This is a genomic window from Psychrobacillus sp. FSL H8-0484 (assembly GCF_038005325.1).
GTDB lineage: Bacteria > Bacillota > Bacilli > Bacillales_A > Planococcaceae > Psychrobacillus.
The window spans coordinates 3846979-3865184 of the sequence record NZ_JBBOSZ010000001.1 but is presented as its reverse complement, the minus strand read 5'-3'; the positions used below and the strand labels follow the sequence as shown (position 1 = coordinate 3865184).

22 protein-coding genes, 1 pseudogene and 3 other annotated features are annotated in these 18206 nt (G+C 36.3%); of the genes and pseudogenes, 15 read left to right on the top strand and 8 right to left on the bottom strand.

Features of this window, described 5'->3' with window-relative positions; all coding sequences use genetic code 11:
• Nucleotides 1-19 precede the first annotated feature (19 nt).
• Nucleotides 20-370: a hypothetical protein gene (locus MHH81_RS19025; protein WP_340924408.1), complete on the top strand. Its 351-nt coding sequence runs from the start codon at nt 20-22 to the stop codon at nt 368-370.
• Nucleotides 371-440: 70 nt separating this feature from the next.
• On the opposite strand, the gene MHH81_RS19020 is transcribed toward MHH81_RS19025, so the two are convergent.
• The gene (locus MHH81_RS19020; RefSeq protein ID WP_340924406.1) at nt 441-845 is read right to left on the bottom strand and encodes a VOC family protein; all 405 of its coding nucleotides are present in this window, start codon (nt 843-845) and stop codon (nt 441-443) included.
• A 468-nt stretch (nt 846-1313) separates the two neighbouring features.
• Between MHH81_RS19020 and MHH81_RS19015 the strand changes: the two genes are divergently transcribed.
• Complete coding sequence (locus MHH81_RS19015; protein WP_340924403.1) at nt 1314-1715, top strand: hypothetical protein; 402 nt, start codon at nt 1314-1316, stop codon at nt 1713-1715.
• Between the two features lie 97 nt (nt 1716-1812).
• Nucleotides 1813-3216 carry an MATE family efflux transporter gene (locus MHH81_RS19010; RefSeq protein ID WP_445678147.1) on the top strand — a complete coding sequence of 468 codons (1404 nt, stop codon included), beginning with the start codon at nt 1813-1815 and terminating at the stop codon, nt 3214-3216.
• Between the two features lie 85 nt (nt 3217-3301).
• Here the strand turns inward: MHH81_RS19010 and MHH81_RS19005 are convergent, their stop codons facing one another.
• Both MHH81_RS19005 and MHH81_RS19000 read right to left on the bottom strand, forming a co-directional pair.
• Complete coding sequence (locus tag MHH81_RS19005; RefSeq protein ID WP_340924397.1) at nt 3302-4483, bottom strand: aminotransferase class I/II-fold pyridoxal phosphate-dependent enzyme; 1182 nt, start codon at nt 4481-4483, stop codon at nt 3302-3304.
• Nucleotides 4484-4718: 235 nt separating this feature from the next.
• Nucleotides 4719-4933 (bottom strand): annotated as a pseudogene (locus tag MHH81_RS19000) (GMC oxidoreductase); the annotation flags it as partial.
• A 189-nt stretch (nt 4934-5122) separates the two neighbouring features.
• Here MHH81_RS19000 and tatA point away from each other — a divergent pair.
• From tatA to MHH81_RS18985, 3 genes are all read left to right on the top strand, one after another.
• Nucleotides 5123-5326: a twin-arginine translocase TatA/TatE family subunit gene (gene tatA / locus MHH81_RS18995; RefSeq protein WP_340924394.1), complete on the top strand. Its 204-nt coding sequence runs from the start codon at nt 5123-5125 to the stop codon at nt 5324-5326.
• A gap of 459 nt (nt 5327-5785) precedes the next feature.
• Nucleotides 5786-6565: an enoyl-ACP reductase FabI gene (fabI, locus tag MHH81_RS18990; RefSeq protein ID WP_340924391.1), complete on the top strand. Its 780-nt coding sequence runs from the start codon at nt 5786-5788 to the stop codon at nt 6563-6565.
• Between the two features lie 24 nt (nt 6566-6589).
• Complete coding sequence (locus MHH81_RS18985) at nt 6590-6793, top strand: DNA-binding protein (RefSeq protein WP_340924388.1); 204 nt, start codon at nt 6590-6592, stop codon at nt 6791-6793.
• 104 nt (nt 6794-6897) lie between these two features.
• Here the strand turns inward: MHH81_RS18985 and MHH81_RS18980 are convergent, their stop codons facing one another.
• On the bottom strand, nt 6898-7440 hold the full coding sequence (locus tag MHH81_RS18980) for a hypothetical protein (protein WP_340924385.1): 543 nt from the start codon (nt 7438-7440) through the stop codon (nt 6898-6900).
• 243 nt (nt 7441-7683) lie between these two features.
• Nucleotides 7684-7914 (top strand) — a binding site (T-box leader).
• 42 nt (nt 7915-7956) lie between these two features.
• Nucleotides 7957-8186 (top strand) — a binding site (T-box leader).
• Between the two features lie 44 nt (nt 8187-8230).
• Nucleotides 8231-8456: a binding site (T-box leader), on the top strand.
• A gap of 47 nt (nt 8457-8503) precedes the next feature.
• On the opposite strand from MHH81_RS18980, the gene thrS reads away from it, so the two are divergent.
• Together thrS and MHH81_RS18970 are read left to right on the top strand one after the other, a co-directional pair.
• Nucleotides 8504-9706: a threonine--tRNA ligase gene (thrS, locus tag MHH81_RS18975; RefSeq protein WP_340924383.1), complete on the top strand. Its 1203-nt coding sequence runs from the start codon at nt 8504-8506 to the stop codon at nt 9704-9706.
• Nucleotides 9707-9792: 86 nt separating this feature from the next.
• Entirely contained in the window at nt 9793-10551 is a 759-nt protein-coding gene (locus MHH81_RS18970; RefSeq protein ID WP_340924380.1) for a GNAT family N-acetyltransferase, read from the top strand.
• Between the two features lie 28 nt (nt 10552-10579).
• Here MHH81_RS18970 and MHH81_RS18965 read toward each other — a convergent pair whose 3' ends face one another.
• Entirely contained in the window at nt 10580-11428 is an 849-nt protein-coding gene (locus tag MHH81_RS18965) for a DegV family protein (RefSeq protein ID WP_340924378.1), read from the bottom strand.
• Nucleotides 11429-11596: 168 nt separating this feature from the next.
• On the opposite strand from MHH81_RS18965, the gene MHH81_RS18960 reads away from it, so the two are divergent.
• Together MHH81_RS18960 and MHH81_RS18955 are read left to right on the top strand one after the other, a co-directional pair.
• The gene (locus tag MHH81_RS18960) at nt 11597-12403 is read left to right on the top strand and encodes a nucleotidyltransferase domain-containing protein (protein ID WP_340924376.1); all 807 of its coding nucleotides are present in this window, start codon (nt 11597-11599) and stop codon (nt 12401-12403) included.
• A gap of 3 nt (nt 12404-12406) precedes the next feature.
• The gene (locus MHH81_RS18955) at nt 12407-12913 is read left to right on the top strand and encodes a GNAT family N-acetyltransferase (protein ID WP_340924373.1); all 507 of its coding nucleotides are present in this window, start codon (nt 12407-12409) and stop codon (nt 12911-12913) included.
• A gap of 86 nt (nt 12914-12999) precedes the next feature.
• Here the strand turns inward: MHH81_RS18955 and MHH81_RS18950 are convergent, their stop codons facing one another.
• Nucleotides 13000-13473, bottom strand: a complete 474-nt coding sequence (locus MHH81_RS18950; RefSeq protein ID WP_340924370.1) for a VanZ family protein — start codon at nt 13471-13473, stop codon at nt 13000-13002.
• Between the two features lie 212 nt (nt 13474-13685).
• Between MHH81_RS18950 and MHH81_RS18945 the strand changes: the two genes are divergently transcribed.
• Nucleotides 13686-14192, top strand: a complete 507-nt coding sequence (locus MHH81_RS18945) for an SRPBCC family protein (protein ID WP_340924368.1) — start codon at nt 13686-13688, stop codon at nt 14190-14192.
• Complete coding sequence (locus MHH81_RS18940) at nt 14185-14589, top strand: VOC family protein (protein WP_340924365.1); 405 nt, start codon at nt 14185-14187, stop codon at nt 14587-14589. The genes MHH81_RS18945 and MHH81_RS18940 overlap by 8 nt, the downstream gene beginning before the upstream one ends.
• A 170-nt stretch (nt 14590-14759) precedes the next feature.
• Here MHH81_RS18940 and MHH81_RS18935 read toward each other — a convergent pair whose 3' ends face one another.
• Together MHH81_RS18935 and MHH81_RS18930 are read right to left on the bottom strand one after the other, a co-directional pair.
• A complete protein-coding gene (locus MHH81_RS18935) occupies nt 14760-15623 on the bottom strand; it encodes an AraC family transcriptional regulator (RefSeq protein ID WP_340924362.1) in 864 nt (287 codons plus the stop codon).
• Nucleotides 15624-15698: 75 nt separating this feature from the next.
• Nucleotides 15699-16088 carry an NUDIX hydrolase gene (locus MHH81_RS18930; protein ID WP_340924359.1) on the bottom strand — a complete coding sequence of 130 codons (390 nt, stop codon included), beginning with the start codon at nt 16086-16088 and terminating at the stop codon, nt 15699-15701.
• Between the two features lie 120 nt (nt 16089-16208).
• Between MHH81_RS18930 and lepB the strand changes: the two genes are divergently transcribed.
• The 3 genes from lepB to MHH81_RS18915 all read left to right on the top strand — a co-directional run bounded on the left by lepB (nt 16209) and on the right by MHH81_RS18915 (nt 17877).
• Complete coding sequence (gene lepB / locus MHH81_RS18925; protein ID WP_340924357.1) at nt 16209-16754, top strand: signal peptidase I; 546 nt, start codon at nt 16209-16211, stop codon at nt 16752-16754.
• A gap of 199 nt (nt 16755-16953) precedes the next feature.
• Nucleotides 16954-17409, top strand: coding sequence for an SRPBCC family protein (locus MHH81_RS18920; RefSeq protein ID WP_340924355.1), 456 nt, complete (start codon nt 16954-16956; stop codon nt 17407-17409).
• Between the two features lie 24 nt (nt 17410-17433).
• On the top strand, nt 17434-17877 hold the full coding sequence (locus MHH81_RS18915) for a GNAT family N-acetyltransferase (RefSeq protein WP_340924352.1): 444 nt from the start codon (nt 17434-17436) through the stop codon (nt 17875-17877).
• The last annotated feature ends 329 nt before the right edge of the window (nt 17878-18206 follow it).

Here is an 18206-nt window from a genome sequence, read left to right as displayed (position 1 = left end):
GGAAATGGGGATTAAATAAATGGGCAATTTAACGAGAACAGAAGAAGCGCTACTGGCTTATTATATTTGTAACTTTTTGGAGGATAAAGAAGAATCATTCGGGGAATTAGGAGAAGTATTAAAAAAGGGATTAGGCGGAGAAGTGAATCAAATTAATGAAAAGCTTAATAATGCTGGATTAGTTAGTAACATCAATTATCAAATAACAAATGAGGGGATATTGTATATCGATAATATTTTACACATTCAGTCGTATGCGACTGAAAGAGATAAATTAGATTATGTAAAAAATAGTCTATTAATTAATGAAATGCATATTTCTGTGGAGGAACTGAAAGAATACATCCATAAACATGTGGGAATCGAATAGTTGCTACACAATACGTGTTTAAACACGTTTGAATGCACACAAGTAATCAAACGTGTTTTTATAGGAGACATTATTGTCCGATATGTTCAATATTACATGCACTTAGATAATTTCCATCGAGATCTTTAAATCCAAAACCGCCAATACCTTCTTCGTTGATATTAAGAGGTCCAATTTCTACCTTGTTTTTCTTCAGCCAATGATAGAAATCCTTTAAAGTTGGAGTATAGAAATCAATTACACTATGCATTACATTTGAATTAGTATTGGTAAAAGAAAGCGGATGAATTTCTTCTGTTTCTACTAAATATATAGTAGGGACACCTTTTTGATGAAATGAAAGCATAGCTGTTTTTTCCATTTTAGATTCAATATGGACACCTAGTACCTTTATATAAAAATCAATCGAGCTATCCAAATTACTTACCGGTATTTCTACGGTTGCGATACGAGAAATAAAATGGGACATCTGCATTTCTAACCTCCTTTTTTGTAATGAGTACTCTATTCGACAATTCCCTAGTTTAATCCTGCTAGTAAATATAATTTAACAAATGGTAGCAGATTAATAGCGTTAAAGTCCGACATTATTCTACGAGTAAAATAATTAGACTGACCAATTTTGTATCTTTATAATTGAGTTAATTTCATAAATAGTACTTTGTCATTAAAATACGAACATCAATTTCATAATTCTAATTTACATGAAAAAACACGAACAATACTAAAGGAAACTAAAGAAATATAGGTCTACACGGAATAAAGTATAGTTGATTTCCGCTATAGGCGGACGCTTTCCGCGGGGTGAGCGATAAGCCATCACCGCCGCTCACGCGTCGTTTGTGATGTCTTATCTGTCTCACTCATCCCGCTGGAGTCGCCGGCCTGCCGCTTCAATCAACACAGTAATCAATTAGTAAATTAAAAACGATAGGAGAATTATATGGGAGATAGAAAATTATTAGCGGCATTTTTAACTTCTTTGCTTACTTTTTTTCTATGGCGGATCATTTTAATGGAACCATATAATGCTTATTTTGAAGTTGGCTTAGGGGTAAGTATAGTAGCGGTTCCTATAATCTTCACGTATGGTATTTTCTCTTCCATTTGGGCCGAGCGCATAGCTAATAAGCGGGAAAAAGGGATTGAACTTGTTAAGTTTCTTTTGCATATTGTTTTCGGAATTGGCTTTACTGGACTATTATTTATTCTTATTTATCCTTTTTGGAGTATCGACTTTTTTATCTATGGAAAAACATTGTTGATAGGTGGGTTATTTTGTTCCATGCTCTATTATCTATTTGATCTGTTCATTAGAATAATATTTATTAAAAAGGAGTTATAAAATGATTTCTTATTTTCAGAAGAAAAGTTAATGAAGGAACTTGTGCTATAGTATGATATCTGTTTCTATGGTAAGATTCTTTTTATTGTAAAAATGCATACGTAAAGAAGGTAAAGATGTGGCAATTGATAAGAAAACGTTAGGGGAGAAGTTGAGTTTATTTCACTTAACTTGGCCCATTTTTTTAGAAGTATTTTTGTTTATGTTAATGGGTATTGCGGATACGTTTATGCTAAGTAGCCTATCAGATGATGCGGTGTCTGGGGTTGGAGCGGCAAATCAATACATACATATAGCTATATTAATATTAGAGGTAGTAGGAAACGGGGCTGCTATCGTAGTATCACAGTATTTAGGTTCCAAGCGATACATAGAGGCCTCGAAAATTTCTGGATTAGCGGTGACGTTGAATTTAGGAGTCGGAATTGTTCTAAGTATTGGGTTCCTACTATTTTCTAAGGGCATGATGACAGCGATGAACCTGCAAGGAGATGTATTACTCCATGCACAGCAGTACTTGTCTATTGTAGGGGGAGCGATTTTTTTACAAGCAGTCATCAATGCTCTAGCAGCGATTATTCGGGTGCATGGTTATACAAAACAGACGATGTTTGTTTCATTAGGGATGAATATTATTCACGTCATCGGGAACTATGTATTAATATTTGGGAAGTTTGGATTCCCAGAACTAGGTGTACAAGGAGCAGCTATTTCATCTGTGGTTAGTCGTTTTATCGCTTTACTTGTATTCTTTTGGCTGCTCTATCAAGTGATGGAATATCGAGTGAAAGTCCATTATTACTTTACGATCTCCAAAGAGTATATTCGTAAGATATTGCAGATCGGTCTTCCATCCGCATTCGAGCAAATTTTATATCAAGGCTGTCAGATTGTGTTTTTGTATTATGCTACTTATTTAGGTGCAGAGTCATTAGCGGCTAGACAATACGCGGTGAATATATCGATGTTCACGTATTTATTTGCGGTTGCGATTGGGATGGGAACAGCTATTATTGTCGGTAGATATGTAGGGGCAAATGAAAAAGACGAAGCATATAAATCCGTGTGGTCGAGCGTCAGATGGGCCCTATTATTCACGCTGATTATGGTAACGATCGTAACGTTATTCCGAATCCCGTTAATGAGTTTGTTTACGGATAATGAGCAAATTATTAAAATTGGGACATCCGTTCTAGTTCTAAGCCTTTTACTTGAAACTGGCCGTACGATGAACATTGTCATCATTAATTCCTTGCGAGCTGCAGGAGATGCAAGCTTTCCAGTAGCCATTGGCGCTTTATCAATGGTGATGATGAGCTTGCCGCTAGGTTACTTTTTAGTATTTGTATTAGATTGGGGTCTGCCGGGGATTTGGCTAGCCATTGCAGCGGATGAATGGACTCGTGCAATTATTATGTACTTTAGATGGAAAAGTAGACGATGGGAAAAGTTTGCTCTTGTACATCCTCAAGAAAAAGAAACAAGATCAAGTGAAAGTTAGACATTTTTTAACAATAAAAACGTTTCTAAGGAGTCTTGTCACTTAGAAACGTTTTTTGTTTGGGATTATTTTTGTGAAATCCTACTTAGAAAGCAGTAGGGACTTCTATTTTTAATTTCTTCAATTGTTCCACAGCTTTTTTAAGGATCTCCACATCGTGCACGAGGGCAACTCGAACGAAGCCAGCACCTGCAGAACCAAATACGGTACCTGGTACCATGACAACTCCTGTTTGATCAATTGCTTTAAAGGCAAATTCTTTATCATCCATGTCGTACGGATATTTTGCCCATACAAACATTCCACCTGTTGAAGGGGTTACGGTCCAACCGATATCTTCCAAACCTTGCGATAATACTCTGTGTCGCTCAGCGAAAATTTTTCGTAAACGATCTGTAATTTCTTCCGCATTATGCAATGCAGTAATTCCAGCTTCTTGAATTGGTTCGAAAATACCGAAGTCCAAATTCGATTTAAGCTGTTTCATTATATGAATCATTTCCGCATTTCCAACGATATACGCAACACGCGTACCAGCTAGACTAAAGCTTTTGGATAATGAATTGATTTCCATTCCTACTTCCATAGCTCCTGGTGTCGTTAAGAAGCTGCTCGGAGAATCGCCAGAAAAGTAGAATTCTGAATAAGCGGCATCGTGAAGAATAATGACATTGTATTTATTGGCAAATGCAACAGCCTTTTCAAAAAAAGCTGCGTCAGGCATTGCCGGAACAGGGTTTCCAGGTAAGTTCAATATCATTAGCTTTGCTTGATAAGCTACTTCTTCTGGAATTGCATCTAAATCAGGTAAAAAATTATTTTCTTCTAATAGATTCATATAATATGGAACTGCACCAGCCAGCTTAATACCTGCATCGTATGCAACATAGCCAGGGTTGGTTGTTAATACATAATCTCCTTCATTACAAAAGGCAATTGGAAGATGGACAAGCCCTTCTTGAGAACCCATTGTTTGTACAATCTCGGTTTGTGGGTCAAGGATAACATTCGAACGTCGTTTATAATAATCAGCCACTGCTTCATAAAAACGTTGAGTACCATTAAGTGTATAACCGTATGAAGTCGCTGAATAACTTTGTTCTGATAATACTTTTCTTACTTTTTCATCGGGTGGCAAGTCAGGGCTGCCTAAGCTTAAATCATATAGTTCAAAGCCTGCTGCTTTTTTTGTCGCGGCGGCTGCTTTTAAATCACCGAAAATAGCAGGTTCAAATATGGACATTTTTCTAGATGGTTCGATATTCAATTAAAAGCACTCCTCGCTAGCTTAAATAAATTTATCACCTATTCTATCATAAATTAAAGTAATATTGTGAAAAATAATGAATGCAATATATTAGATATTTCGACTATTTTGTGAATCTATTTTAATAAAAACTTGTTTTTCCTAAATAAATGTAAAAAGCTACAAATACTCTAGAATGAGAGTGCTGGTAGCTTTTTGTTGTTGGCAATTCTATGAATAGATGTTTTTTGTTTTATTAAATAAGTGATCCGCCTTTTTCCATATACTTAAGAATACCTTCAGCAGCACGGTAAGATAATGCACCTATTGTACCAGTTGGGGTGTATCCAGCATTTTGTGGGAAAGAAGATGCCCTACAACAAATAGATTTTCTACATCCCACATTTGGGAGTAGTTGTTTACTGCTGATGTCTCAGGATCATCACCCATTATTACACCACCAGTATTATTAAAAATAGGGTGTAACTGAAAAATTATAATCATTTTATAACTTTCCACATCAATGTATTTACAAATTTCGACAGAGGAGTATAATGTGTAATTGATACAAAACAACCATTATTTTTAAAAGAAAAACAACTATTGCACATAAAGCCACATGATCAATATATATATATCCAGTTATGAGGAGGAAACACCATGCCAAATATCGGCGTACCAGGTTTAATAATCATTTTAGTAATTGCATTAATCGTATTTGGACCATCTAAATTACCTCAATTAGGTAGAGCAGTTGGACAAACTCTAAAAGAATTCAAAAGTTCTACGAAAGATATAGTGGATGATGTAACAGAAGAGTTTAAATTAGAAGATAAAGATGCTGTAGATCAAAAGAAAAACTAATACGAAAAGGGGCTGTCCAATAAGCCCATAAATTGAAGCAGGTGTAGAAAAAGGAGTCTTTTTCTACACCTGTTTTTTGTATACTTTTTATTAATACTACTATTTTTTGTAGGCAATTGATTGTAGTGAAAGACGGCGACTCCAGCGGGAATAGCAAATGTTTTCTGCACCGAAAGCGAAGCGGCAGGTGCATGAGTTGAAGGCCCCGCAGGAGCGAAAGCGACGAGGAGACTGAAGCCATGCCCGCGGAAAGCGTCCGTCTGGAAACGGAATCAATACATTGTAAAAGGGACCATCTCTCAGTCAATGTATGACTTTAGGGACAGCCCCTTTTGTTTATAGAAATAGATAATTGGATTGCTAATACATAGTACAACAGAAAGGATTATGGTAAGATAAAATTAGTAACTGGTACTAATAATAGGTATAGTATATTTGGATAATAAATGGGAGGTTCATATGAAAGATTTAATTCAATTAAAAGATAAAAATATTGTCGTTATGGGTGTTGCAAATGAACGAAGCCTTGCATGGGGAGTTGCAAAATCACTTTTTGAAGTAGGCGCAAATATCATTTTTACTTATCGTAAAGAGCGTTCTTTAGGAAAGATTGAAAAGTTATTAACAGATAATGATTTGGAAGCAAAGCTAGTTGTTGAATGTGATGTAAACAGTGATGATAGCATTAAAGCTGCATTTGAAACGATTGGGAAAGAAGTGGGCGTTATCCACGGAGTTGTACACTCTGTTGCTTTTGCTAATTCGGAAGATTTAAAAGGAGATTTTATTAATACATCTAGAGATGGTTATGCATTTGCACAAGATACAAGTGCCTATTCACTTATTGCTGCAGCCCGTGAAGCAGCACCTTTCATGACAGAAGGTGGCTCTATCGTTACGATGACGTATTTAGGAGCAGAGCGTGTGTTAGAAGGATATAACGTAATGGGTATTGCCAAAGCATCCTTAGAGGCTTCTGTTAAATACTTAGCGTTAGATTTAGGGAAAAATAATGTTCGAGTAAATGCCATTTCAGCTGGCGCTGTTCGAACACTTGCTGCAAAAGGAATTTCTTCATTCAATACAATTCTGCACAAAATTGAAGAAACAGCCCCACTGAAACGAAATGTTACACAAGAAGAAGTAGGGGACATGACAGTTGCATTGCTTAGTAATCTATCCAGAGGCGTAACGGGAGAAATAGTTTACGTAGATTCTGGGTATAATATTATGGGATAATCTCCAAAAAGAGGAGAGTGTGCAATGACAAACCAAAGCGAATTTCAAAAAATACTTGCGAAACCAGGTCAACGTGCACTTGCAGGAGTAGGTATCGAGAACTTCGAACAATTAGCAAAATTTACGGAAGCTGAGATTATGGAGCTTCATGGCATTGGGAAAAATGGTATGAATCGACTTCAAATTGCCCTTGCAGAAAAAGGGTTGTCTTTCGCTACCACAAAATAAAGAAAACCGGATGAAGAGGGGAAATCTTCATCCGGTTTTTTTATTGGCACATCCTATTCCGGAATGCTCAGTGCTTTATCCATGTTTTTAGTTATAGGGGATTTTTATTTAGTTTTAACAGGTCGAGGCCATATAAAATAAGAGATAGTAATAACAAAGTCGATACCAAGAATTATTCCCCAAACTCTAAGCGTATTCCATAACACTTCTGAACGAGACGAGTCATCGATAAAGAAAATTAATGCGAGAAGAAGGACCCCTCCAATGATATAGGCAAGGAGATGTTGCAAAAATCCTTTCATTGTATGACGAGCATACTCTATTCCTGTTTTGCGAACTGGTTTGGATCCTTGTTTTTGGACATAATACAGAAATTTTTCATCCGCCCATTGAATCATACTTTTCCCAAAGGCAATGGATACACCCAGAAAAATGGCTGCTATTGCATGCGCTAGAGTAGCAATTGCTCCGTTATATAAATCGATTGCTGTGATAGCGAGTAAAACTAAATCAATAACTGGTGTAAGGGCAAGAAAGAAAAGTCCTAGTTTTTCCCGTTTAAAAATATATCTAGTAATGAGACCAAGCAATATAACGACCCAAAATCCAACTTCACAAGCAATAATCGTCCAAGCAATAAAATTCAATACAGCACCTCTTTATGTGTAGAAGATTTATTACTATAAGTATAATCTATTAGAAAATGGAATGTCTCTCATAAAAGTAAGAATAATGAAATAAAAAAGATAGTTTGGAAGCGATGCAGTTGTATTGAGAAAGACAATCGTATTTGTTTGGAAAGATCGGGCTGTTCCCGTTACCCAAAAAAATAGAAAAGTGTTGACCATTCGGAATCTATTGAATATAATAGAAAAAATATTTATAAAGCATTGAAAGCGAAGAAAAGGACACGAATCATTATTTATTTCTTATCAGAGAACAGGGTGAATGGCTGAGAGCCCTGAAGAAAAAAGAATGATTTACCACCTTGGAGCTATTATGGGGAAAGCGAAACTGTGATTATCCATAATCGGGAGAACCCGTTATCTTTTTTATGAGAGCAATACGATTTTTTTGTATTGCAAAATTAGGGTGGAACCACGACCACACTCGTCCCTTTACTGGGATGGGTGTGGTCTTTTTGTATTTAAAATAAATAAAGTAAATAAGCGAAGAACAGGACATGAATTATCTAATATTTTCTTATCAGAGAACAGGGTGAAATGCTGAGAGCCCTGAAGAAAAAAAGATGATTTACCACCTGGGAGCTATTATGGGGAAAGCGAAACTGTGATTATCCATAATCGGGAGAACCCGTTATCTTTTTATGAGAGCAGTACGATTTTTTGTATTGCAAAATTAGGGTGGAACCACGACCACACTCGTCCCTTTACTGGGATGGGTGTGGTCTTTTTGTATTTAAAAATAAATATAGTAAAATAAGCGAAGAACAGGACATGAATTATCTAATATTTTCTTATCAGAGAACAGGGTGTAATGCTGAGAGCCCTGAAGAAAAAAAGATGATTTACCACCTGGGAGCTATTATGGTGAAAGCAAAACTGTGATTATCCATAATCGGGAAAACCGTTATCTATTATGAGCGCAATGCATCTTTGTGTTGCAAAATTAGGGTGGAACCACGACCACACTCGTCCCTTTACTGGGATGGGTGTGGTCTTTTTTAATATAAATTTAGGAGGAATTAAAATGTCAGCAAAAGCAGAAGAAAGAATAAGTCATCAGAAGTTAGGTCAACAATTAGAGTTATTTATGTCTAGTGAAGAAGCACCGGGAATGCCGTTTTATTTGCCGAAGGGCATGGTGTTGCGCAATGAGCTTGAAAATTTATGGAGAATTAAGCATCAAAGGGCGGGATACCAAGAAATTAAAACTCCCATTATGATGAAGCAAGAACTTTGGGAGCAATCAGGTCATTGGGATCATTACCATGAAAATATGTATTTCTCCAATGTCGATGAACAAAAATATGCGATTAAACCAATGAGCTGCCCAGGTGCACTACTCATTTTCAACAGTAAGAGAAGGAGTTATAGAGAGTTGCCTGTTCGTTATGCAGAGCTTGGCTTAGTTCACCGTCATGAGTTATCTGGATCGTTAAATGGCCTTTTAAGAGTTCGTGCATTTACACAGGATGATGCGCATCTTTTCGTGAGGGAAGATCAGATCGAAAGTGAAATAGATAAAGTGCTCGATTTAGTAGATGAATTTTATTCAGAGTTTGGTTTTAGTTACAAAATAGAGCTCTCCACTCGACCAGCAGATTTCATGGGTTCGGTCGAAGTCTGGGATCAAGCAGAGCAAGCACTTGAATCAGTATTAAAGAAAAAACAGCTAGATTATCAAGTAAATGAAGGAGACGGGGCATTCTACGGACCGAAAATCGATTTTCATATTTTAGATTCACTTGGACGCAGCTGGCAATGTGGCACAGTGCAACTAGATTTCCAAATGCCTGAAAAGTTTAGCTGTCAATATATTGATGAGGACAATCAATTGAAACAACCAATAATGATTCACCGAGCGATTTATGGATCTATCGAACGTTTCATAGCAATTCTGTTAGAACATTTCCAAGGGAGTTTCCCTCTTTGGTTAGCACCTGTTCAAGTGAAAATTTTACCAATCGCAGATGCGCATGTTTCGTATGCAGAAGAAGTAAAACGCAAGCTTGAACAAGATGGATATCGAGTAGAAATTGATAATCGAGTGGAGAAAATCGGCTTGAAAATTCGAGAAGCCGCACTCCAAAAGCATCCATATATGCTGATTGTGGGAGATCAAGAAATGGAGAAAGATGTGGTCTCTGTGAGAAAACATAAAGTAGGTAGTATTGGGGAAATGAACATGAGTGAGTTAATTGAGCATTTAAAAGTTGAAAAAAGGGTTTAATCTAATAAAGGATCGCCCCCTAATTTATGATATTGAAAAGGATTTTTTACCATCCTTAACGAATGAAACTAAATGGGGGGGATTTTGTGAGAAAGTGGATCCTTTTATTTATAGGGGTTGCTGTGTTAGCCGGAAATAGTTGGGCGATATATGACATGTATCAACCGAGAGTGGGACCAATTGGGAATGAAAAAGTTGCTACTCATGTATGGGTGTCCATCATAATAAATATAGTGATAGGAGTTTTTGCAATTGCTCAATCTATCGGACTATTTGTATATGAAAAGAAGAATGCTACCTTACTAAAAAAATTTCCACACTTAGAAACAGAGCGTTTTCTACTGCGCCGCATAGAAGTGAGCGATGCGAATGAAGTGTTTCAATATTTTTCACATGACGAAGTAACAAAGTATTATGATTTGGATACGTTTAAGGATATTAGTGAAGCGACTCGATTAATTGAAAACTGGCAAAAACGCTTTGCTAAACAGGAAGGTATTCGATGGGGAATTGCGACTAAAAGTGATAATAAAATAATCGGCAGCTGTGGTTTTCACAACTGGGAAAAAGAGCATTCAAAAGCAGAAATAGGGTTTGAAGTGACACCGGAATATTGGCAACAAGGGGTCATGACGGAAGTATTAAAGGTTGTACTACCATATGGATTTGAAATAATGGGGCTGTATCGAATTGAAGCTTTTTATGACCCTCAAAACACAGCCTCTAAAATGACGCTCGAAAAAGTTGGATTTATATATGAAGGTAATTTGAGGAAATCATCCTTTGAGAAAGGCCGTTACTGTGATGCAGCAGTCTGCTCTATATTAAAAGAAGAGTACGTTTAAACCTGTACTCTTCTTAATAGATATTTGGCTAGTATCTCACCCAGCTCAGGCCAGTTGTGCCCTCGCCAGCGTGTACCCCTACGCAAGCGCTAAGTGGGATGACTAGAACTTTTAGCTTTGGAAATTCTTGCAATAGCTCATCTCTCCAGCTTTCAGCGTCTTTTGTGTTATTGCAATTAATGACTGCGACCTCTGGAATATCAGCCTTTTTCATGTCGTCGCGAAGTAAATCAGTCACATATTTCTTTGCTTTTTTATCAGCACGGACCTTTTCTTTCATAACTACTTTTCCGTTATCAAAAGAGATAATGACTTTGATGTTTAATAAGTTACTTAAGAATGCTTTCGTACCCGATACGCGACCACTTTTATGCAACTGGTTTAGGCTTGACGGAATGAAGGATAACTCAGAGTTCTCTGTCATTTTATTTATATGTGCAACTACATCTTCTACGTTATGACCCTTTTCAATAAGTTCTTTTCCTACTTCAATCATTTTGACCATCGGGAACGAGCCGATTTTCGAATCAATGGAGTAGACTTTGAAATTAGCCATTTGAGAAGCGGTTTGCGAACTATGAAATGTACCAGATAAATCACTAGATACATGGATGGCCACCGCACAATCATAGCCATTTGCTTTTAGTTTTTCGTAAAGCACGACCATCTCTCCAATAGCAGGCTGACAGGTTTTTGGATGATCTTTTGCAACTCGTAATTTGTCATAAAACTCATCGTGTGTCATATCAATGGTTTCTCTGAAAGCGCCTTCAGCAAACACGATATTTAATGGTAAAACATGTATGTTATGTTTCTGAATAAAAGACTCATCTAATAAGGCAGCAGTATCCGTAATCCAAGCAATTTTCTTAGTCATAGTTAAATAATCTCCTTCATTTGTTTTAACGTAAAAAGGTCATCTATAAGCGCTAATGTACACTACCCATTACATAAGCAATAGTGTTAGTTGTCATGTTTAGTCGATGTTTCGAATACTGTGACATAATTTGAACATATCTAGTGGAAGACGAAAATTAGTTAGGAGATGAGTAATCTGAAAAACGCATTACCGGTTAGTGTTACTCGTTTTATGCAAACGTATTTACAAGCATTAAATGTAAACTTATCTGATAGATTAATAGAAGGTGTTTATATTTACGGGTCCATTGCTTTAGGAGCTTTTAACGAAGAGAAAAGTGATATCGATTTTATTGTTTTACTGAAGAGGCCTGTTAATGATCAAGAAGTGGAGATCATGAAGGGGATACATTCCCAAATGTGTAAGTCTAATTATGGAAGTCGAATGGATGGGGTATATGTTCAAGTTAACTCTTTAGGAAAAACCAATGAGGAGCTTTCACCGTATCCATATTGTGCAGAAGGAAATCTAAGTATAGGGCATTGGGATGTTAATCATATTACTTGGTGGGTATTAAAGCAGCATGGAATTACTTTACAAGGGACGCCGATTGGAGAATTGGATATTCCTACTAAATGGGAAGACGTCTTGAAAACGTTGAACTATAATATCAATCATTATTGGTTCAATCATACAAAAGATGTAAGTAACTTTTTATCTGATGAAATGATCGAATTCACAACTACTACAATATGTAGAATCATTTGCTCACTTGAACTACAACATATTTTGTCGAAAGACGGAGCGGTAGTAGAATGCTTAAAAATGCTACCGGAAAGATGGCACCCCTTGATAAAAGAAGGTAATCGAATCCGAACGGAAATTAGTTCAAAGTCCTTCTATGAGAGCGATGTAAGGAGAGCAGAAGAATGTCGAGATTTTGTTTTATATGCACATCAGGTATGTAATGAAAACTTTTTTATGGAGGATTAAGTTATGGAAATAAAATTATTAACGCCCGACGATGCTAGTGCTTATTGGGAATTAAGGTTAGAGGCCTTACAACAAAGTCCAGAAGCATTTGGTACCAGCTACGAGGAAGCATTACAACGAATCAATCCAATTGAACGAGTTGCAAATAATCTTCAAACGGAAGGAAACTATACAATTGGAGCATTTGATCAAGACAAACTAGTTGGGGTGGTTACACTGTCTCAAGAGAGTAGCTTAAAAATGAAACATCGAGCAAATATTCTAGCGATGTACGTGAGTCCTCAAATTCGGGGTAAAGGCGTTGGGAAAGCTGTCCTTAAAGAAGCAATTCATCAAGCTAAAAGGCTGGGAGGTATGGAGAAACTTAATTTGTCCGTAGTATCTAGCAATGAAACAGCAAAGAATCTTTATACACAGTTAGGATTTAAAGTTTTTGGCGTAGAAGAAAAAGCATTAAAAGTGGCAGATACATACTACGATGAGGATCATATGGTATTGTTTTTGAACTAGGTGTACTCACTTACCTGGGGTCTTAACGCTAATTACGATATGCACGTTTGGAATTGTATTCCTATTAAAGAAAATCCGCTAAAGGTTTATCCCTTAGCGGATTTTCTTTGTTTTATCCATTGAATCCATGTTAATAGCAAAAGTGCTGTTATTGCCCCAGCTGTATCAAGTATAACATCTTGAGCAGTAGCTGTTCGACCACTTGTTAACGATTGGTGGAACTCATCAGCAATGGCAAATAGCATTGTAATGGAAGCTGCAGTCAGTACCCTAAATTTGAATTTTGGTAATGCGGCGTAAATAGCAAGTGCTATTAGTCCAAAATAAAAAAAGTGAGTACCCTTTCGAATTAAAAATTCAACAAACCGATAGTAGCCACGTTCTTCAATAGAAACTAAAATGCCCCAGTAAGGAATTTGAAATATGGAAAGGAAAGATTCTAGCGGTTTATTTGGTAAGACTTTTTCCAATGTTGCTACAAGTGACTGCTGTTCTGATGTTTGTCCGGATGAAATGAATACAATAATCAGTAAAAATAGAAGAGGAATGATTTTTTTCATATAAAAACAGTAGCATAAAATGAGATAATTTACATGTTATAAAAAGGTTCACGTAACAAACAGGTTGCAATGAGAATTATGCACATGTGGATAAGTTATTTGGACATAATGAAGATTGTGTCTTTCTAGCTAAAGAGATGTTTTTTCATGTATATATCGAGGGATTATTTAGATAGTTATGGTAAAATGAATTAAAAATGGGAGGTGCGCGAATGGGAAATGAATATGAATTAGTATTGACTCGAGAGTTTAAAGCACCGCGTGATGTTGTGTATAAGATGTGGAAAGAAGCTGAGCATTTAGAGAAATGGTGGAGTCCTAAAGGATTTGGAATGGAGGTTCATCAGTTTGATTTTCAACCAGATGGAATTTTTCATTACAGTCAAACCTCCCCAGATGGACAAAAACTGTGGGGGAAATTCGTGTATGAAGAAATGAAGGAACCCGAAAAATTGAATTTCCGAAATGCCTTTTCGGATGAGGAAGGTCGTACGATTCGTGCTCCATTTAGTTCTACTTGGCCTTTAGAAATTCGTAATACATTAATCTTTGAAGATAATGGGAACCATACAATTGTGAAAGCTGTTGGAGTTCCAGTGAACGCATCAGAAGAAGAACTAGAAGCATTTAAAGCGATGCACGAGAACATGAAACAAGGTTTCGGCGGCACTTTTGATCAATTAGACAATTATTTAGCGGAAAGAAATAGAGGTGAGTAATATGACTAAAATTACCCCATTTTTAATGTTCGAAGGAAAAGCTGAAGAAGCAATCAATTTCTACACATCGATTTTCAAGGATTCAGAAATAATTCGTCTTGCTCGTTATGGTGCAGGTGAACCTGGAAAAGAAGGAGAAGTTTCACTAGCAACATTTTCGATTAATGGACAAGAATTTATATGCACAGATAGTTTCGTCCAACATGCATTCACGTTTACCCCATCGATATCTTTATTTGTGGATTGTGATTCGGAAGAAGAACTTGATGACGCCTATGCAAAGCTTTCGGAAGGTGGACAACTATTAATGCCTTTAGACAAATATCCTTTCAGTAAAAAATTCGGTTGGGTACAAGATAAGTTCGGAGTCTCCTGGCAATTAAATCTAGCCAATTAATCGACAATCGGATAATAACTAGTGATAATTGGATAATAAAGCAATAGAATCGGATAATAACTGGTCATCATCGGATAATAAAGCAATACTATCGGATAATACCCCTATAAAATGGGATGATAAGTACAAAACAACCGAGGAGTATATTAATTACTCCTCGGTTGTTCATTTTATTTAATTGGAATCCAAATTTCCGAATAATAATCCGGATTAGACGGATTTTCGTTAGAATACACTTCTAATTCTGGTGTTCCTGCATGCTCGTAGGAGTTCGACGGGAACCATTCAGAGAAAATTTGTTTCCATGTGTCTTGCATTGCATGAGGCATCGGACCGTGTACTTCGAATATTACCCATTTCGATGCAGGTATTTCCATTGCTAATAAATTTTCTGGTACGTCACCTACATGATCTGCCCCAATCCAATAATCAATCAAGCTGTTCTCTTTATAAGCCTCGTCTGCAACGCAAACTCCTAGCACACCTTTAATTTCGCCATTGTTTAGTTGGCATAATAAATCATCTGTACCGTCTGTGTTCACTTCATCCCAGAATACTGGGATACCTTGTGTATTTTCCCCATTTTTGCAATTGTACGTTCTTTTCACACCAACTACTTGAAAACTTTCTTTTTCCATAATTTTGTACTTCATCGGTTCTGCTCCTTTCAAGCTTACCTGGATCATCAGGCGGTTGTATGATTTTAATTTGCCAAGCTTCTTTCTTGCTTCACTAGGCGTTATGTTGTGTTGCTTACGAAACGCTTTTGTGAAAGCTTCGGGAGTGTCGTAGCCATATTTGTAGGCGAGATCAATAATTTTGTTATCTGTATTCATTAGTTCTTGCGCCGCTAACGTTAAACGTCTTCGCCGGATATAGTCTGCAATAGAAATATCGGTTAAAATGGCAAACGTTCGTTGGAAATGAAATACTGAGGAATTTGCTTCTTTCGCAATTCGTTCTATCGTCAAATCATCTAGTAAATGCTCTTCGATATAGTTAATTGCTTGTTGAATCGACTCAACCCAACCCATTGCCCTCACTCCTTGAATTTATTATAAGCAATGCCGATTATCTAATCCTGTCATTTTGTGCTCACTTCGGACTGCTTAGTTAGAAAGAAGAATTTCTACAATTTCCTTAGGCCGTACATCGAATGTAGGAAGATCGTCGATATCCATCCAGATTGGTTCATAGCCACCTCTTGAAACCGAGGTTTGGTTATATTCTTCTCCTGTACCGGTTCCAAAATTACCTCCTATAATATCGGCAAGATAGTAATATTGCATTCCACTATAGTTTAAAACTTTCAGCAATCGCTGAATTCTTACATGTACACCTATTTCTTCATAAGTTTCTCGAATAGCAGTCTGTTCAGGTGTTTCACCCACCTCCATACCTCCACCAGGAAATACATAATAAGTCATATGGGGTTTTGTTCTTTTGATTAACGCAACACGACCATTTTCAATAATGACGGTTGCTCCTCGGTTTCTCATGTCAATTCACCATCCTAGTTTTAAATAGTAGACAGAACATTCTAACTCATACTATGATTAGTATATATTAAACTATCAGTCAATGGGCCCAACTAATCTAAATAATAAGGAGTGTTTAATGTGAAAGAAGATCACAAAAATGAATTCATGTCTTGGGTTAAAACGATTATCTTCGCATTTATTCTTGTTTTTGTCTGTCGACAATTTTTATTTACTCCTATTACCGTTAAGGGAGAGTCCATGTCTCCAACGTTTGAAGATAATCAAAAAGTAGTAATTAGTAAGACAAGTAAAATAGAACGATTTGATATAGTCGTTTTTAAAACGCCCAACATGAAAGATAACTACATTAAAAGAGTTATTGGTTTGTCGGGTGATAAAATTGAAGTAAAAGACGACGTTCTCTATATAAATGGAAAAGCATATGAGGAACCCTATTTAAAAGCGAATAAAGAAAAAATTCTGTTTGGCCAATTAACAGAGGACTTTACCTTGGAACAAAATACAGAAAGTTCGCGAGTACCAGAAGGCTACTATTTTGTGATGGGGGACAATCGTCTGCAAAGCTATGATAGCAGAATGTTTGGCTTTATCGCGAAGGACGAATTGTTAGGTGAAGTTAAATTGCGAGTTTACCCTTTAGGTCGTTCAGGTATTATCAAATAAAAAAACAACAGTCTAATTTAATTGAGCCGAGAAATAAAGAGGTCGATGAATGACCTGGTGAGTGAAGTTACCAAGCCCTTTTAGAAAAAATAAAAATGGAACAGGGAGAGCTATCGAGTTGATGGCTTTTTTTGTTATATGTAAAGGGAATATTACATTAAAGGAACGTTGAACCTAAGGAGAAATAAGAGGTGGAGAAATGCCGGTAATAAAAAACCAAACGTATATAGATGAACCCATAAATAAGTGTTTTGACCTTGCAAGAAATGTAGCAATTCACACTCAAACAACTGTTAAAACAAACGAAAGAGCGGTTGCAGGTGTCACAACTGGACTGCTCAATTTAGGCGATAGCGTTACTTGGGAAGCGACTCATTTTGGGGTAAGACAGAGGTTAACAGCTAAAATTACCGAAATGGTTATACCCTTAAAGTTTACAGATGTAATGATTAAAGGTGCCTTTCATTCCTTTACGCATACTCATGAATTTATCGAATTTAACAGCGGAACGGTGATGAAGGATACGTTTGAGTATAAAGCGCCTTTTGCTATTTTAGGAAGATTAGCAGATAAACTATTTTTAGAAAGATACATGAGAAGCTTTATTATTTCTAGAGCAAACGAGTTAAAAAAGATAGCAGAAATGGACAGATGACTTTAACTATAAGGGGGAAAGAACTTGGAATTTTTATATTATCAAGAAATACCAGAACCTGATGTACTTGCTGGAGTAATGGAACTGCATAAGCATGTTTTTGAGGGAGCAGAGCTAGGTTTAGAGAAGTTAGTGGAGAAAAATAATTTAATTACCTTAGTTGCAAGAGAGAATGGGCAAGTAGTAGGTTTTAAGATTGGATATGAATTCAAGGAACACACATTTTATAGCTGGCTAGGCGGCGTCCATTCCGATTATCGTGGAAAGGGAATAGCATCCGAGCTGATGCGACGCCAGCACGAACTAGTAAAGACTTTAGGTTATAAGAAAGTTCGAACTATTTCTCGAAATGAAAGAAGAAAAATGCTCCTATTAAATATTAAAGTTGGTTTTGATGTAATCGAAACTTTTACGAGTGAAAAAGGGAAGCATAAGATTATTTTGGAGAAAAAAATAAGGGAAGATTAAAATGGATAGCATATAGTTTATTAATTATTATTATATGCTTATTAATATAAGTACAGATAGAAAAAATACATGAAATTTCATGTATTTTTTTGTAATTTACGGAGTATTTTTGTCGTTATATTATCCTAATATTAATGTATGTGGAATAATTTAACTTTTATATGGTATTTATTACAATTAAAAGTTGTTTATATTATCTGAAAGATGTGATTTAATTTTGAAGGGGTAACAGTATTTAAAGCAGTTACAAAAACAAATAGTACATAGTGTTTGTTCCATTTGTATCTTTCTTTAAAGTTATATTAGAATATTAAATGATGGGAACGGAG